This window comes from Roseomonas chloroacetimidivorans, assembly GCF_049629625.1.
In the GTDB taxonomy this organism is placed as follows: Bacteria; Pseudomonadota; Alphaproteobacteria; order Acetobacterales; family Acetobacteraceae; genus Roseomonas; species Roseomonas chloroacetimidivorans.
On the sequence record NZ_JBNBZS010000102.1, the window covers coordinates 1 to 16037 of the forward strand.

At 58.5% G+C, this 16037-nt stretch carries 15 protein-coding genes; 3 read left to right on the forward strand and 12 right to left on the reverse strand.

The window, feature by feature from the left end; translation table 11 throughout:
• Positions 1-223 precede the first annotated feature (223 nt).
• From ACO1BU_RS32105 to ACO1BU_RS32140, 8 genes are all read right to left on the reverse strand, one after another.
• Positions 224-1468, reverse strand: coding sequence for a hypothetical protein (locus ACO1BU_RS32105; RefSeq protein ID WP_424140016.1), 1245 nt, complete (start codon positions 1466-1468; stop codon positions 224-226).
• Between the two features lie 15 nt (positions 1469-1483).
• A complete protein-coding gene (locus tag ACO1BU_RS32110) occupies positions 1484-2737 on the reverse strand; it encodes a hypothetical protein (protein WP_424140017.1) in 1254 nt (417 codons plus the stop codon).
• The gene (locus ACO1BU_RS32115) at positions 2715-3173 is read right to left on the reverse strand and encodes a hypothetical protein (protein ID WP_424140018.1); all 459 of its coding nucleotides are present in this window, start codon (positions 3171-3173) and stop codon (positions 2715-2717) included. The genes ACO1BU_RS32110 and ACO1BU_RS32115 overlap by 23 nt, the downstream gene beginning before the upstream one ends.
• On the reverse strand, positions 3158-3433 hold the full coding sequence (locus ACO1BU_RS32120; RefSeq protein ID WP_424140019.1) for a hypothetical protein: 276 nt from the start codon (positions 3431-3433) through the stop codon (positions 3158-3160). The genes ACO1BU_RS32115 and ACO1BU_RS32120 overlap by 16 nt, the downstream gene beginning before the upstream one ends.
• 3 nt (positions 3434-3436) lie before the next feature.
• Positions 3437-5071: a hypothetical protein gene (locus tag ACO1BU_RS32125; RefSeq protein WP_424140020.1), complete on the reverse strand. Its 1635-nt coding sequence runs from the start codon at positions 5069-5071 to the stop codon at positions 3437-3439.
• Between the two features lie 2 nt (positions 5072-5073).
• Positions 5074-5961, reverse strand: a complete 888-nt coding sequence (locus ACO1BU_RS32130; RefSeq protein WP_424140021.1) for a hypothetical protein — start codon at positions 5959-5961, stop codon at positions 5074-5076.
• 99 nt (positions 5962-6060) lie between these two features.
• Positions 6061-6477 (reverse strand): hypothetical protein, encoded by a 417-nt coding sequence (locus ACO1BU_RS32135; protein WP_424140022.1) that lies wholly within the window; start codon positions 6475-6477, stop codon positions 6061-6063.
• A gap of 34 nt (positions 6478-6511) precedes the next feature.
• Positions 6512-6814 (reverse strand): hypothetical protein, encoded by a 303-nt coding sequence (locus tag ACO1BU_RS32140; protein ID WP_424140023.1) that lies wholly within the window; start codon positions 6812-6814, stop codon positions 6512-6514.
• 493 nt (positions 6815-7307) lie between these two features.
• On the opposite strand from ACO1BU_RS32140, the gene ACO1BU_RS32145 reads away from it, so the two are divergent.
• Positions 7308-7865, forward strand: a complete 558-nt coding sequence (locus ACO1BU_RS32145; RefSeq protein WP_424140024.1) for a recombinase family protein — start codon at positions 7308-7310, stop codon at positions 7863-7865.
• 273 nt (positions 7866-8138) lie between these two features.
• Complete coding sequence (locus ACO1BU_RS32150) at positions 8139-8870, forward strand: TIGR02391 family protein (RefSeq protein WP_424140025.1); 732 nt, start codon at positions 8139-8141, stop codon at positions 8868-8870.
• 76 nt (positions 8871-8946) lie between these two features.
• Here the strand turns inward: ACO1BU_RS32150 and ACO1BU_RS32155 are convergent, their stop codons facing one another.
• From ACO1BU_RS32155 to ACO1BU_RS32170, 4 genes are all read right to left on the reverse strand, one after another.
• Positions 8947-9615: a hypothetical protein gene (locus tag ACO1BU_RS32155; RefSeq protein ID WP_424140026.1), complete on the reverse strand. Its 669-nt coding sequence runs from the start codon at positions 9613-9615 to the stop codon at positions 8947-8949.
• 495 nt (positions 9616-10110) lie between these two features.
• The gene (locus ACO1BU_RS32160) at positions 10111-11469 is read right to left on the reverse strand and encodes an ATP-binding protein (RefSeq protein ID WP_424140027.1); all 1359 of its coding nucleotides are present in this window, start codon (positions 11467-11469) and stop codon (positions 10111-10113) included.
• A 15-nt stretch (positions 11470-11484) separates the two neighbouring features.
• On the reverse strand, positions 11485-11826 hold the full coding sequence (locus ACO1BU_RS32165; RefSeq protein ID WP_424140028.1) for an H-NS histone family protein: 342 nt from the start codon (positions 11824-11826) through the stop codon (positions 11485-11487).
• Positions 11827-12632: 806 nt separating this feature from the next.
• Positions 12633-12854 carry a PDDEXK family nuclease gene (locus tag ACO1BU_RS32170; RefSeq protein ID WP_424140029.1) on the reverse strand — a complete coding sequence of 74 codons (222 nt, stop codon included), beginning with the start codon at positions 12852-12854 and terminating at the stop codon, positions 12633-12635.
• 459 nt (positions 12855-13313) lie between these two features.
• Here ACO1BU_RS32170 and ACO1BU_RS32175 point away from each other — a divergent pair, with 459 nt between their 5' ends.
• Positions 13314-15758, forward strand: coding sequence for a DEAD/DEAH box helicase family protein (locus ACO1BU_RS32175; protein WP_424140030.1), 2445 nt, complete (start codon positions 13314-13316; stop codon positions 15756-15758).
• The last annotated feature ends 279 nt before the right edge of the window (positions 15759-16037 follow it).

The following is a 16037-nucleotide window of genomic DNA, read 5'->3' on the forward strand; positions in this document are numbered from 1 at the left end:
GCGGTTGCGGTGCTGAACCCGGCCTTGGCCGCGGCAAGCGGCACCGGCTCTGTCCGGCGGAACTTCATGTACAGCCTCATCTGGCGTTCGGTGACATGGCGGCCGGGCACCAGGCGGATCCTTCGGGAAGAAGCAATCCATTCCGTGCCCCGCCGGCCTCAACCGCCAGAAAGCGCAACCCCTCCGGGGTCACGCCCCCGCCGCCGTCATCCCTCCGGTCGGGCTACGCCCACCCTGCGGAACGACGGCGGCGTCTCTCATCCTGATTGTCGCGCGTTCTCACCGTGATCGCCGCGCAGCACTCCTCAACCGCTCGGCTGCTCTCACTGGAATTGCCGGTGCTGTTGCGAATCCAGGCACCTGCGCGGCTGCCAGGGCTGAGGTCCAGCTTGCCGCCGTCGATCTGGCCAATGAGCCCGTCGATGTCCTGGATGTTGTTGCGATGCGTCTGCATCCCTTCGATCTCAGGAGTCTCGATCTTGACGATGCTCTCCGGGATGGGGGTGCGACCGCGTTGGGCATTGCGAAGCGCTGGATCAGCCGGACCACCTGGAACGAACTCCTGGCCCTTGCTGTGGTCGTTCTCGTCCACCCAGCGATAGCCGGGGCTCAGTTCCCGCGCCGCGCGCGCCTCACGGCGGGCCTCATCCTGCTGGCGGGCGCTCTCGGCCTGCTGGCGTTCGATGGCCCCGTAGTGGTCACGCTGTAGCTGGAAGGTCTGGTCGGCTCGGCGGTCTTGACCCTGCATCTGCTCCCTGGTTAGGGCCTGCTGGGCATCAAAGCGGCTGTTGGCATCACGGCGGCTGGTCTGGTCACGAAGCGCCTGGGCGGCCACGACACTGCGCTGCTGGTCAATTCGGTCCTTGCGAGTCTTGTCGGAAGCATAGGCGTCAGCAACGCCCTGGGCTGCATTACCCAGGCTGTCACCAAGGCTATCACCCTTGAACAGACCAGCTGCGATGCGCCACCAAGTGTCGCCACGCTGGAACATGCCCTTGTCGTCATCCGGCGTGCGCTGGCTCATGTAGGGAGCGAGCTGTGCCATGTAGGTGGCGATATCATCAACCGGTGCAGTGCCCGTGCCAATAGCGGACTGGGCCGGGGCGGGCTTGGCTGCTTCCGGCGGGCTCTCGGGAGCAGGGGATGCAAGCGGTGAGCGGGAGGGGCCCTGTGGAACAGAAGCGGGCACTTGTGCTGCAACGGGTACCAGGGCCGTGCCATCGCCAGCAATGCTACCAGCTGGTGCCCACCATGCGATGTTGCGGAAGCGTGACCCCTCAGCTGGACGACCCAGCGGGGCATTGGTGCGCTCCTCCAACTCCTGGAGAGCTGCCTGCTGCTGCTCGGCAGTGAGGCTTGGATCCGAAAGGATGCGACGGCGCTCATCCGCTGCGGCGCGGATTGTCTCGGCCAGCGGACGGCCCATGTAGCGGCTGAAATCCGTCAGGATGGAGTAGTTGTTTGCCATTGGTGTTCGCTCCCCTTAACCGGCGCTATAATCACTCTTCACGCCGCCATCGCTGGAGCCGCCGGTGAAGAAGTTGTCGAGCGCCTTGCCGTAGCTGTAGGTAGGGCCGCTTGAGCTGTAGTCCTGGCTGGCTGTGCGTGACTTGGTGTATTGATTTTCGGCAGCGAGACTTGCGCCGCCGGTGTAGTAGGCCGCCACCGCGGATGCTGCTGCACCGAGGATCTGACCCGTGGTGTTCGTGCCACCGCTCTGTGTCGTCACCGTGTCGTTGCCGTAGTTGCCGCCAAGGATCTGCTGGAGTGCCGCGTTGGCGTTCACCTTCTTCATGTACTCGTTGTAGGCGTTCTGGTAGTCCGCATCGTACTGGCCCTGCTGCGCCGCCTGCTGCGACGTACCTGCGCCGTAGTAGAGGTCGTAGAGCTTCGATGCCATGTCGGTGGCGTTGGATGCGCCAGCCTGTCCGTAGCTCGCGGCCTGTCCAAGCTGGCTGTTGCCCTCAAGCATGGCCTTGATGTCGCTCTGGCGCTGGTTCTCACCGAAGTTCATGCCGCCAAGCGTGTTGGTGAAGCCCATGTTGGCAAGGTTGCCAGTCTGGTTATTCGCGACTGTTGCAGCATTGAGATTGCTGGTGCGTGCCTGCTCCGCGAGAGCTAGCCCGTTCTGGTAGGCTGAGCTGCGTATCTGTGCCGCATTGTCGGCCATCTGATCGGATGCGCCTCGCTGCGCCACGGCTTCTGCCGCACCAGCACGACTGGAGTTGAGATTGCCTCCTGCGCTCGCGGCCATGTTCAGGGTGGGAAGCGTGTTCTCGTTCAGATTGCGCGAGACATCGCGGTTGACTGCGTCGATCTGCCCATTGATGACATCATTGTCCATGTAACTGTTAGCCGCAGCGATGTTCGCCTGCGTGGGATCAGTCATGGCCGCGCTGTAGATGCTCTGCGCGTTCTGGCCATAGCTTGTCGCGGAGTTCATGGCGTTCAGGCTTGCCGCGTTATAGGCGTTAACCTGGTTTGGATCAGCACCCGTGGTGGTGCCGAAATTACCAGCTGCAAAGTCGGCGGCATTGTTTGTGTAGGGCGTCATTGCAGCGAGGCCGGTGTTCGCTGAGTCTGTCGTGTTGTTCAGCAGCGTGTTGCCGCTGCCGGTGAAGAAGTTGCGCGCCCAATCGTTTGCTGCATTCTGGTCAGTGTTCAATCCCGCGTAGCCCTGCTGCGGAACCTGCTGGCTTGTCTGCTCGGTGTAGTTAGCCTGTGCGTTGTTGAACATCGGCACAAGCCAGGGGGCTTGATATGGATCGGCCTTCTGCTCTGTAACTTTCGTGGGCTTGGAGAATAGACTTCCCATCGCGCCTCCCTTCGTTGTTTCTTCTTCCGGGGCTTATGTAGATATGCGTATTTAGCCCCTGGGCATCGGTATGGGTCTCTTCGTAGTGGAAGCCGATCATGCCGATGAATTTGGCCAGCTTGCGGTCGCCCTCGGGAACCACGATGCGGATGTCTCCGCCGTGGTTGTCCTTCACGCGCTGCACGTCGGCGATGAACTGGGGCTTTAGGGTCTTGGTCCAGGGCACAAGCACGTTGCAGTGGGCGAATGTCATGCCGCATGCCTGTTCCAGATACATGGTGTATTCGGGCTTCTGGAGCACGGGCACGAAGGCGTCGTGATGCTCCGTGGGTCGGGCGCGGATCAGAGGTTCTGCCATGCTGATCCGTTCCAGAAGACCCACACATTACTGGCGCCGTTGGGTGCCCATGGCGCTACGGCAAATCGCTGCATGCCAATGCGTGGTGCTGCGGGTGCCGCGTCAGAAGCTTGAGGCATCATGTCACTGTGGGCACGGATCACGTCCGCAATGCGGAGCATTTCATCGTTCAACCAGAGGCGTAGACCCTTGTAATCTTCCGGTGGTGGCGTGAGCTTGTAGGGGAGGGGAGTGCTGTAGGTACGGGGATCGAGTGCCATGGCTTATCTCTTGGCCACCAGGCGCACCGTTAGGTCGAAGCCGCTGAACTTGAAGCCCGTCAGCGCGCTGGGTCGGAACCGCATGTTGAGGTATCGGCCAGCTGCACGGCTGTCGATCTTATAGGCCGTGTTGGGCTTGAATTGTCGGGGTGCCTCGTAAACGCGTGACGTGGGGAACAATCCGGCTCCGAGTTCGATGGTGAATGGCACATCGCGCGAGATGTCGATCTGCGGCATGATGCTGTGGAACATCTTCTGCGTGTTGAGCGCGTATTGCTGCTCATCCAGGTCGATGTTCTGCCGCTCAATCCAGGCCGGGGCATTGCTGTAGGCATCGGGCTCGTAGAGCAAGCTGCCTTCGTCCAGGTAGTCGAAGCCCATGATGCGGCTGGTGGGGAGGCTCAGGCCCGTGCCCTGGTGGCTCCATGCTGCACTGATGCCCACGAGGTGGGCCTGCGTGCTGTGCTCCTGATCATACCAGGTGCCGCCCACGGCATCCCAGGTCTTGGGCTCGTCCACGTCATTCCACTTGCGCTTGCTGTCTAGGTTCGCGTTGGTGATGAAGGCGATGTTGGGGAGGTCGTAGAAGGTCCAGGTGTTGTTGTCGTAGTTGAATGCGGCAGCACGGTTGCAGCAGGTGGGATCTTGGAAATGCACATCGTTGCCGCTCACAAAGCAGAACATGACTTCCCGCAGGGAGGCGTTATGAGCCACGAAGAATCTCTGACTGAGATTCTTGTTCATGGTGTTGTAGATTTCGCCATTCACCAGGCCATTGCTGATGCTCTGCTGCTGGGTGCCATCGGTCACGTAGATGGTATCGGGACCGAACACGTAATGCTTGCCATCCACCTCTGCCCAGCAGTTGGCATTCAGGATGCCGCCATTGCCACTGACCTTCTGGAAGTCGAAAATGAACTGGCCCTGCACGTAGCGCATGAGGAAGGTCTCACGTCCCGTGTAGATCAGGAAGTTGTCCCGCAGTGGGCCGCCGTCGATGATGGGCGCAGTGGCATCCGTGAGGACGTTCTCGCCCGCCACATTGTTAGCAATCACCGTGGCGTCCCAGCTGTTGGGTACTTGGCCCGCGAGTGTGAGGTTGCTCCATTTGACCATGAAGGGATTGGCAACACCGTTCTTGGTCACATTCAGGGCGATGAGGAAGTCCTTGTAGGCCCGGAGGCTCTTGCAGCGCCAAGTGCTGTCCCAATTGGAGAGATTGGCGAACTTGGTTCCCGTGGGCAGCCGGAATTGAGGCACATGAGTTTCACGGTTGATGTAAACCACGCCGCCGAGCGTGGTTCCTGTAAAGGGAAGATCGCTGACGATCTCGGTCCAAACGGTCTGAGTTACATCCGTGTCGCTGCGATCCAGAAAGCGGCGAATGCGCCCGGTTTTGGTCGTGTAGAAAATTTCGTCGAAATCCGACTGAGTGCGTACGCCGAACGCAAACGCGGGATCAGCGGGGTCGATTGGCGCTGCAAGGCGCCACACGGGCGCGTCTCTGACCGCTCCATTTTGGAAACGCACATTGGCGCCACCCGTAAAGGCATTCAGAGGCAGGTTGTAGGTGCCAGCATCGCGCACGATGCCGTACTGGCTGAGATTGCGGGCGGGGATGTTTTGGATGCCGGGCATGATTAGGCCTGCGCGACCATGAACATCAGGAAGAACAGTGCCACGAAAGGTGGGCGATTGTCGAAGTTGACAGCGTGCTGGTGGTTTGGCTCGAAAGCCAGGGGGTGCGTGTGATCACCCTCGGCCACAATGGGATGGGCGTGAGCATTGGCGCTGCCCGTAGGACTCGTGGTCATCTTGGGCCCGTTGCCGTCATTCCAGCTGCGGGGGCCGTCCGGGGTGCCTATGCCGTCCTCAACCAGGCCATTGAAGCCCACCGTGCCGATGTAGTGGTCGTGGGGGGGTAGCTGGTCGACAGTAAGGCTGGTGCCGCCTGTCTGTCCCGAGTGATTGTGTGCGCCACCGGGCTGGGTCTGTCCGCCATGGCTGTGTCCGCCAGCCGGTGAGGTGGCGAAGCTCTGGATGGCTGCGCCACCCGCCGTGCCCACACCATAACTCGTGCCAGCACCCACGATGAAGCGGTCGCGCAGGTCGGGAGTACCGTTCGTGCCATCGCAAATCTGCCAGCCGGCGGGCACCTGATTGCTCGCGCCCCACCACATGATCACCATGCCTCTCTGGAGCAGGGGTGTGCCGTTGAGGCGGTAGTTGCCTGCGTTCATAACGGGCGCGCTGAACGACACGCCGACGAGTGGACCCGTGAGCGTGCCACCCGTGAGTGTCAGCTTGCCGCTATTGCTGGTCTGGAGTGCGGAGACGTCCGTGCGTAGCTGGATGACATCGTTCAGCTGAGCGGAAGTGGCCGTGATGGCACTCGTGATATTTGGAAACTGGTTTTTCAGGGTGACCTTGAGGCCCCGGATGTGATCGTCGCCGAACGAGATGTTCTCGCCAGCAGCGGGGCTTGTGACGTCGAGGTCGGGAATGAGATTGAAGTTTTCGAGTGGCATGCCGTTTACCCAACAGTTGTTGGGTATTTAGCTTTGCCGGTATCTTACGTGGCTTTTGGGGAGCGCTGTTTAATTCGCTCCAAGGAGTCGACGTAATTTCTAGCGGGGTGGGGCTGCTTTGGCTCCGGAGGAGCCGTTCTCTTGGGAATAGCCGGGTGTGTGAAACTGCCAGAACGCCCGTCCAGCGGAGAGGTTGTTGAGCGCTGCAAGAAAGGAAATAATGAGGATGGCTGGCCCGATCGACAGGCTAACCGCTTGACCCATGGTGGGCGACCGCTTCTGAACCTCTCTCATGGATAATTCCAAGCTGCCTAGTCGGCGGTCGAGGCCTTCCAGTATGGCCGCTACTTTTTCAACCTCGCCAGATTTAGCTAGCGTGCCCGCGACTGCCTCAAGGTGCACAAGTTTGTTCTCAACCCGGCTCATGGACTCTGAGAGTTCTTTGACTTGCTCCTCTAAGCGCCGCACCCGCTGAGGTATCGTAGGACCATCTGAGCCGAAGTCGGCTCCGCTCATGTCTACAACTCGTCCCATCAACGTTCGCCTCCAATCAGGTGTTTGGACGCCACGATTTCACAAAGGCGAAGAACTTCTTGCGATCGTAAAGATTTAAGAAACCACATCGGCCGCAAACTGCGGCAATGATTGCGCCGTGCTCCTTCGTCTCCCAGTCACTCCTGTCCAGGATAGACAACGCAACGACCGAAGTGTCATCCTCGAAGTAGGAGATGCTCCAGTCTCGCTCATTGCCACACGTTCGGCACGGTGGCTGGAATTTAGTTGGGTGCCGACCGATTGCGATCCGCGCTTCCGCAAGCTCTTCATCTGCTGCCTCATGGGCCTTCTCAGCCACAGCCTCCTCCTCATCGCGCTCCAAAGAACGAGCAAGCTCGACACCCTAGGTTGAAGCCTCGCCGCGGTGCAATGCGCGTTTTGGTTGTTCTTCTGCTGGAGCGGTTCCCGTAAAGCGCGATAGTATGCACTCGGGCGTGACGAAATCAGGCCACCGGCTGCTCGGTTTTGGCGGCAGCATTTTGGTGCCAGGATGCTGCATCAACGTGTGCCTAGTGCGGGGCTGAACCTCCCAGGTTTTTAATTCACCCTTTTCAGGCCGGACTTGGATTTGGGTTTTGGTTCCGGGATCAGCTTCCCGCTTCATGACCAAATGACTTCTTCTTAGAGATAGGCCTGTCAACCTAACAAGCTGCGAGGGGCCAACTCTTTTGTGGATAACCCGATGAATGTCGCAGTTAGGGGCGCCCTTAAAGTTGGCGTCGCAGTTAGGATTGTTCTTGCTCTTTCGTCGCTGCGACATTTCGCTTGCTGCAAAGCGCAGGAGAGCAGCAGTGAAGATCGGCTATGCTCGTGTTTCGACCCAGCAGCAAGACGCGGGCTTTGAGGATCAGATCAACCAACTGAACGAATTCGGTTGTAAGCGGATCTATAGCGAGAAAGTCAGCAGTGTTGCTGCCCGTGAGGTGTTCGAGGAATGCATGTGCTCGCTGGAGAAGGGCGATGTTTTGGTCGTAACGAAACTCGACCGTCTGGCTCGCTCCGTTCGTGATCTCCATCGCATCATCGACCGACTAACCGAACGGCACGTGGGCCTGATCGTGATGAACATGGGCGGAGCGCAGGTGGACACGCGCACGGGCTTCGGGAAGTTCGTCCTCAACATCATGGGCGCAGTGGCTGAGCTGGAGCGCGACATGATCCTGGAACGCCAGATCGCGGGCATTGCAAAGGCGAAGAGCGAGGGGAAGTACCGGGGACGCAAGCCGGGTAGCAGTCCGCATGCGATGGCTGTGCGAGCCCTTGCAGGGGAAGGGCGTGGGCCCACGGAGATTGCTGCACAGCTTGGTATCAACCGTGCCACTGTGCATCGACTGCTGAAGGCCGGGTGAGGGTCACGTAGGCCCCGTAGAATGGGCCATAGGGCATGTCTGGGACCACATCATGCCCGGCAGAGGCGATTAGTCCGGGGTGGTTGGAGGTGTGTTGGAGGGGTCGTTCCTGCATTCATTTGCATGTGGCGGCATCTTGATGTGTCCGGCATCTACGCGGGCCTGCCTCTCGCTCTCGCACATCGATACATTCTGAGGTACTTACAAAACATCCCTGTTGACCGTACCATCCCCATGCCGGAGAGGTCATTTCGTCGCGACATGCAGCTCCCTATGCTCGATGCAGAACTGGAAGCCGAAATTAGCCGTCTCCTCGATCTTGAGGAGTTCGACTCGGTAATACGTAAGGCCTTGGTACTTCTCAAAACTCGGATGGTGAGGCGCTTCAATCTCCCCGCGGACATGGACGGGGTTGCCTTGGCCAACAAGGTCTTCGGCGATCAGAGCGAACTCGTGCCTCACCTGAGCATGGCTGAGCGGCAGTCCTACCGGAATCTGTTTGCCGGCATCTTCGGAGTGCTGCGGAACAAGTACGCACACAACCACGTCAAGGCAGATGCCATAGAGACGTCGGCCGTTGTTTGCTCGGTTAATCTCTGTCTCAAGCTCGTCGGGGATTACCGCTCTCAGCTGTACGATGTTCTCGTTGCTGAAGGCGATCCGCTCGTTCTGGCTCTCAACGGCGATTGCGTGGCCCAGCTAGGGCTGACCTACCATGGGGCTGAATCATTGCGGGATGCCCGGAGGATCATCGAGAAGAACGGACCACCCTTGCTGCTCATCACGGGCCGTCAGCTGGGGGGCGTGGAGGAACTTAAAGGCGGCAGTGTGCTTGCTGAGCTCGTGCGTAGTCGCAATCCATCCAGCAGAATCATCTTCGCCACGGCTGCTCCGTTCAGCAAGGATGAGCTCGGACCCAATGACTTTCAGCTTCGCAAGCCCTACAGCAAGGAGGACCTTGTCTCCTTGATTTCGCGAGCTTGGCGAGAGGTTCAGGAGGACTAGCGGCCCGTACGCTCAGGATGGTGCTCGGCATTCCGGGTCGTCGGGAAACAGAGGGTTCACTCCAGAGGTGCTGCGGCTATTCACGTGAGAGGTTGATTTGCAGATAAAATAGAGCGTTCTTGACGAGATCTTCATATCGCAATGCGTCGGTCTCGCTGACTTCATTCTGAGTGTCGTATGCTGCTTTGTCGCGAAGCTTACGAAGCTCCAGTAGAGTGTTAACGGCATCGTTGCTGAACCCCAGTTCCTTCAACGTGTCGGTGGTCAATGGTACGCGCTTCAACTTTGCGTGGTCTGGGTTCCGCATCGTGGCCGCCTTTGCTAGCGCCTTCTCAAGCGTGTTCCAGGCTTTGAGAATTCGGTAGTTTGTGGGTACAGCCTCAGTTGCGAGCGCCGCATTCAGAATAGCCTGGTCTGCTGCGAATTTCCTCATGCGCTCATCCAGCGAAGGCTGCTTGGGTTTCAGCTGCTCCTCATTGTTGGGCGGCGTTGCAAGCCCTGGCTCATCCCGCCGCGCTGGTTGAGAAGGCGCATCGGGCGGTGGTAGCGTCGGCGTTTCGGATGCGAGCTTCTCCGCCTTGTCCAAGCCCTGAGCGAATTCGAGTTCGCCGCCAAAGCCTTTGGCCTTTACCAGCCGAGTGAGGATTGCGGCCAGTGACTCTCGGAAGTTGATCAGAAGGACCACGAGTGCGATCGGCCAAGCGATCGCTTTGGTCATCGTGGAGATAAAGGTGAGCCAGTCCAAGCAGCCCTCCTGGTCCAAGTCGCTTGCGCTTTGGGGAGATGTGCAAGCTAACACGCAAATGAGCCGCTGACCATTGGGGGACCAAGTTTGCATTTGCCCTCGCGGCTGTCCTCGCTAACGTGCGGCTTGTTTCTGGAGGGCTATCGCGTGGAACCCCCTGACCATTCATCAAATTCGGCAGACATTTTTCCAGATCGCACATGATGTCGAGAAACTCAAAGGCGACAACCATGTGCTGATGACCAATCTGCGTTGGGCACATGGTCTCCTTACTGTTTCTTCTTCTACTTCCTGTTTACGTGGCTGGCTGTTCTGATCTGCCGCTAATTCCCTGTGAGCAATTGCGATACGTGATGCTCGATCCGCAATTGAATGGGGGCCTGAGTGCAAGAGCCTCCGAGCAGTCTTTGACCGCCTGACCATCTGATGCCGTGTTGACGGGATTTGAACCCGCGCTCGCCCCAGCCTCAGTCCACATGCTCCTCCCCGGACTGGTCAGGATGTAGACTTGTCGGTGATGCCGAGCCGACGGAACATGCCCTCCCAGTTCATGTTGAGAAGTTTTTCGAACAAGTCGAGCTGCTGCGAAACTTCCTTCTCTTTTCTCCAGCGCACATAAAACAGGAAGGAAGGTTCAATTATGTAAAGAATTTCTTCGCTTGGCTGCCATTCCAATAAGGCAAAACCGCGACGCTCTTGAAATTTTTTTAAAGCCCCGAGAGTCGAATTGAGCGAGGCGAAGGGAGGTATCTCAGCTTGAGAAAGTCCCATTTTGTTGAGGCGGGAATCAATCTCCGAACGCCGCAATGAGAACTTGATTGGATCTAGGGTAAAACAGAGCAGCACCAGCTCATAGGTTCTGTATTTGCGAGTCTTCTCGCGCGGGCCCCGGATCAGTGTGCTGTAATAGGACTCGAACTGCGTATATTTGAGCTTCGCGACAGAGTGAAGCGCGTCGCTGACCAGCTTCTCCGAAGGCTCGAAGCTTTTTCTGTTCCGGTCCGTGCTGAATTCGATGTCCTTTAAGGTGAAGATCTGTAGGCACGCCTGTTGGACGACGATAGGTAGACCAACAGCCTCAGTTGCGATCATCGCTCTCTGCTTCGGCGCAATCTTCACTCCCAAATGGTCAAAACCTTGAGTGATTATCTTCTCTAGGTCCGACTGGGACCAATGCGCAACATCAATCTGAGCAATGCGGCCTAAGAGGTCCTTATTGCTGTTTGCAATATCTACAGCGCGGTGGGTTGTGCCTAGGACGAGGACGGAGACTTCCGAATCAATGAAGCGCTTCCACTGCTGGAAGAGCAGGATTTTCTCCTTCTCCTCCAAGTAATGAAAATCTTCGATGACGAGGACATACTCCGTGGCTTTGAGCACAGGGAGCAGGAGATCAGGTCCGGGCTCCGCCAGCACACGCTTCTTGACGTCGGCTTCGGACCAATCCCTGCCAACAGTGCCTTTCAGCCTTCCCGTCGCCTCGGCGAGCCACTTCCAGCCGAGTTTCCCTCCAACTTCGACCTCCCCTGCTGCTTTCGTAGCTGTCGTGGATGTTTTTGAGTCAATGCGTTCGAAATCTACGGCTTCCAAAGCCTGCTGCCAGATGGTCGCACAGGTCTTATTGCGATCGCACTGGACGATGAGCGGCACTTGGTCACGGCTGGCCAAAACTTCCCGGTAAAGGGTTGTTTTCCCAGTCTTTGATGGGCCAGTCACAAGGCAAAGCTGGCCTCTCTCGTTGAGGGCCGAGCGAAGCATCTTCTCGAGCTTGCCACTGTCCCGCTGGACGTAGGTGACTGTCGGCTGTCCGATAGTTTTGAAGACGTCCGCTACGCGCTCCGCCCGTGACGACATACTGCCCCTACCGACCTATATTGCGAACTCTTCCTTGCCCTTACCATGGTGTATTGCCTCCGTGAGCCACTTCGGCATGCGACCCCGGCCCGACCAGGTTGCGCCCTCGGGGCTGCGGTACTTGGCAGCAACACCCTTGCCAGCATCGCTGCGCGGCTTGCGGACGTTGGTGCGGGGCTGGGCCGAGATTAGGTCACCGAGATCCAGGCCCAGTTGCGCCGCCTTAGCCTTCATCTCTTCGATCAGCGCGGCCTTGGCCTCGCCCTTCTTGCTTTCGAGAGCCTGTTTAGCTTCATCGATCAGCCGGGTGAGATCCTGAACCGACAGGGCATCCAGGTTAGGTGTTTTCGTGGCCACAGCGAGGCCTCCATAGTTTCTAGTCACCAAAGACTACTGCTTTTCGAGCATTTGCAAAAGCGGGGTGCATCTCTGGCGCGTCCTAGAAGTTCGCGCTCAGTTCACGTGGCAGAAAAAAGGGAGTGGTGCTAGACCACTCCCTGGCTGAAGTCTGCTTCGCCACCTAGGGCCGCCCGGTCACACCGCGATGTGCAAGATCGCAGTGGCCTGGGCGGCCTCTTCATTTCAGCGACCGTGACGCGTTGGTAGCTTGTTAACCGCGCACGGCATCACTCCAACAGCATGCCTTGCTCTCCTCCTCTACGCCCGTTCCAGCCCTCTCAGTTCTAGTTCTGGCGAAGAACCATCAAGCCCAGAGCCACATAGCTAGCGGCCTGGAGGAAACAGTAAGTCGCCTTGAGGGTGGTGGCATCGAACATCGTAACAGAAACCCCTGAATTCCCCCGAGGGGGAAGATGCCTCTGGGACGTCGTCCGCACAAGATATCGGAAAAGGTTGGTCGAACGAGCCCCATATGGAGGGAGTTGCCGTGCTGTTCGGGACACGCTGAACTCATATGGAAGGGGCAGAAACCGTGACTCGCCCGATTTCAACGAGTCGCGCGTTACAGCTTACCGTTTCGCGGATTCGAAACATTTGTGTGAACGGGAACGGTCCTCGCTGTCCCTCAGTCCCCACCCCAGGAAGCTTCAGATGACTGCGGCCATCGTTTAGGAATGGCATAAACCAGAGGTTCAGGGCGTAGTGGTAGTAGGGGCTGGGCCTTGCCGATGACCACCAGCTTCTCGTCGGCCGCTGTGCCGGTCCTAGATCCAGCGCCACCCGATCCCGTGCTTCTCAGCCCACTGAGCGTAGGTGGTCTTACTGCGTTTGCTGATGGTGAGATCGGGGTTCTGGAAGTAGAGGACGATCCGGTAGTCCGGGTGGCGGGCATTGATTGCAAGCAGCTTAGTGCGGTCCTTGGACCCAACAAAGCGACCCTTGGCCTCGACAATCGTCTTGGTCCGCAGGCCGATGAAATCCGGCACGTAATGGTGCGTGACTTAGTAGGCTACCTTGATGGCTTCGTGCTGCTAGGCGGGTCCGAAGGTCTTCTGCGACCTTGGCTTCGTAGCGGATGCGGTAACTGGGAGGGCTCAGGCCAGTAATTAGCTGGCCGGGCCGGTCCATAATCGATCGGGCTTCGCCTTGGATCTGTGTCTCCTTTTGTTGTTACGAAAACTATCTATATAGCTGTAAGTAGTTTCCGTAACACATTTCCTCTCGCTGAACCAACGCGAAGCTGGAACGCCAGGGATCGCGGTTCTTTATCGCAAACCAGAACCGCTGGCTGTATAAATAAGTCTGTGAGGAGGGCTTTTGCTCTGTTACTCACTTGACCGTGGATAGTCGTTCTTCTTTCGGCCCTCCTCACAATTCCTCGGTTCAGGTGATGCATTTGGTCAAGGTGCGAACAACAGGGGAGCGTTAAGGAAGAAGCAAACGAGATGACTATTCAGATTGAGTATATCAATTCACTTTGTGGATCGGGAAAGAGCTACCAGCTCGTTAGGTGGGCAGCACGGCAGGCACTAGCAGGACAGAATGTCCTCGTGCTCAGCCCCAGCAAGCAGCTCAACAAGCAAAACTACGATGACTACCGCGCAGCCAACGGCTCCGGCGCGTTCATCTTTTCCAGCGACACCGGTGCGGAAGAGGGTCCAGTCAAAGGGCTGTTGAACCACTTCATGCACCAAACGCAGCCCGGTCAGGTCGTATTCGCCACGCGCGCCGCGTTCCTGCTGCTCCGCCGCAACAGCTATTTCCACAACGCCCGGGACTGGACCGTTATCTTCGACGAGATACCCGGCATCGAGTTCGAAGTGCCCACGCGGGTACCTCTGACCATCCAGCACATCCGCGATTGCCTGGACATTGAGGACCGAACCGGCGAATACGGCGTCCTCCGCATTACCAATCCCACACTGCTCAAGCAGACGCTAGCACTGGACCAGGTGCTTGAGCAGGGGTTCGGCGTACTGGCCAACACGCACGAGCAGCTGGCCGACATCGTAGTGCATCAAAAGAACTGGAACGACGTGCTGGAGGGTAGAGCGCTCAGCCTACAGGCCACGGGCCTCTGGCGCCCCGAGATGTTCAGCGGCTTCAAGCGAGTGGTCATCGCCGGAGCCAATTTCACCGACAGTCAATTCTACATCAGCTACAGCACGCGCGGTGTGGAGTTCGTCCACCACAGCATTCAGACATCCAACAAGCTCCGGTTCAACACACACCTCAACGGCAAGCTCATCAAGATCCACTACGCCTACGACACCAAGTGGAGCCAAAGCGTAGCGAACCGCACGATCCCTGGCACAACAACCACGTTCCTCGGGCAGTTTGTCGCTGCGACTGAGAAGGCGCTGGGTAAGAGCGGCTGGGGCTATATCGCCAACAACGAGAAGGTCCGCGCGGGCCGCAAGCTCAACAGCATACAGATCAAGAGCACTGGTGCGACCAAACTACCCAACAGCAGCTACGGCCACAACAGCTACCAGCATCTGCACAAGGTCGCCGTGTTCAGTGCCCTGAACCCACCGACAAGCCATTTCAACCTCATGAGCGAGATTGCGGGCATCACGCCCGAGCAATACACGACTTCCAGCTACCGAGAGACCGTTTATCAGACTGTCATGCGTAGCAGTGCTCGCAATCCCGACGACCCGAAACCCAAGACGTTCGTGGTTGCGGATGCTGACACGGCATTCTGGCTGCAAGGTCTGTTTCCCGGCAGCACGGTCGAGCCGCTACCCGACCTGATGCAGCCTGAGATCAACAAAGGCGGTAGGCCCAAGTCGGACGAGACCAGGGACGCCGCCGAGCGCATGCGTATCGCTCGCGAGAAGGCCAAGCAGCGCGTCTTGCAGGAGCTGACTGCCATGCAGGAGCTGAACCACGCGAACAGCATCTTCCATAGCAAGTTCGCCACCCAGGCCGAGGCGTTCACAGCCAACAGCGTGGATGATTTCGTGGGTCAGCTGGCCGCGTTCGCGAAGAGCCATGTGGTCGAGGACAAGCATGACAACTGGCTGATCACACCGGCTCAGTTCGATACCAGCAAGGACCCGGAGACCAAACGCGGCAAGGCCAACATCACCACGCTACAGCATATCTACCTTGACAACGATGGCGGCGATCTCACTCACGAGGATTTCGCAGCCATGTTCCCCAAGTGGCGCGTGATTGCCTACAACACGTTCAGCAGCACGCCGGAAGCACCTCGCTACAGGATCATCATCCCTACCGAGGACATCATGACGGTCGAGGCTTATGAGCTGATGGCCGGCCATATCATGAGCGTGCTCAAGCGCAACCACTACCACAGCGAGGCCGAGTTCGCGACCAATCCCAAGCTGGCGAACAACCCGGCCAACAAGTGCCACGGCTTCGATCCCAGCAAGCTGAATGCTGCGAACCTTATGTATCTGCCCTGCACCAACGCCCGTCAGCCGGATGCGGCATTCTTCGTAGATTACAGCGGAGGCAAGCGCAGGGCCATCACGGCCTATGACGTGCTCAGCCACAAGGCCAGTCTGCGTGCTGAGATTGACCCCAAGGACATTGCTCCGCTGGCCGGCGATGTGGCCACGGCCACTGACATACCCAAGACGTCCGACCGTAGCCTTCAGGCCATTAGGGACCACCTGGCACAGCAGGACGCCAGCACGGTGGCTACTCGTGTCGAGGAAGCCCGTGCAGTCTACCAGAGTACTCCGAGGGGCGCGGGCCTGCGTAACGATGCGTTCTACCGGTTCGGCAGCAAGCTGGCTGGCATGGGAGTCAGCTTGGTGGACATCCAGGCCGAACTGGACAGGACAGCCGAGGACAGAGATCGCAAGGCGCAGGTAAAGACCATCATCAACAGCCTACGCCGGAAGGGGAGGGCTGCATGAGGAGGGTCGTGCAGTCACAGGATCGCACAGCGATCGGTCTAATCGACGCCATTCACGAGGTGTGGTGGGACCACATTGGTCTCCCCGACCCGGAGCTATGGCCGAAACTGGGTGATGGCGATGTGAGAGAGGCGGCGTATCGAGGTGGGTGGAAGCCTGCCTGAACCTCCCGAAGGAGCGATACGCCGAGATGAGCGATACCACTGTTGTCCCCCTGCGTCAGCCGGAGACGGTCGAGGATCCGCTGACAGCGGTTTTGAGGAGCGGCGCCCGCCGGCT

What these genes read in the sequence shown, in the direction of transcription:
- ACO1BU_RS32175 (WP_424140030.1), top strand. Translation starts at nt 13,314, where the DNA reads ATGACTATTCAGATTGAGTATATCAATTCACTTTGTGGATCGGGAAAG.
- ACO1BU_RS32130 (WP_424140021.1), bottom strand. Translation starts at nt 5,961, where the DNA reads ATGCCACTCGAAAACTTCAATCTCATTCCCGACCTCGACGTCACAAGC.
- ACO1BU_RS32115 (WP_424140018.1), bottom strand. Translation starts at nt 3,173, where the DNA reads ATGGCAGAACCTCTGATCCGCGCCCGACCCACGGAGCATCACGACGCC.
- ACO1BU_RS32120 (WP_424140019.1), bottom strand. Translation starts at nt 3,433, where the DNA reads ATGGCACTCGATCCCCGTACCTACAGCACTCCCCTCCCCTACAAGCTC.
- ACO1BU_RS32135 (WP_424140022.1), bottom strand. Translation starts at nt 6,477, where the DNA reads ATGAGCGGAGCCGACTTCGGCTCAGATGGTCCTACGATACCTCAGCGG.
- ACO1BU_RS32150 (WP_424140025.1), top strand. Translation starts at nt 8,139, where the DNA reads ATGCTCGATGCAGAACTGGAAGCCGAAATTAGCCGTCTCCTCGATCTT.
- ACO1BU_RS32105 (WP_424140016.1), bottom strand. Translation starts at nt 1,468, where the DNA reads ATGGCAAACAACTACTCCATCCTGACGGATTTCAGCCGCTACATGGGC.
- ACO1BU_RS32160 (WP_424140027.1), bottom strand. Translation starts at nt 11,469, where the DNA reads ATGTCGTCACGGGCGGAGCGCGTAGCGGACGTCTTCAAAACTATCGGA.
- ACO1BU_RS32125 (WP_424140020.1), bottom strand. Translation starts at nt 5,071, where the DNA reads ATGCCCGGCATCCAAAACATCCCCGCCCGCAATCTCAGCCAGTACGGC.
- ACO1BU_RS32110 (WP_424140017.1), bottom strand. Translation starts at nt 2,737, where the DNA reads ATGTTCAACAACGCACAGGCTAACTACACCGAGCAGACAAGCCAGCAG.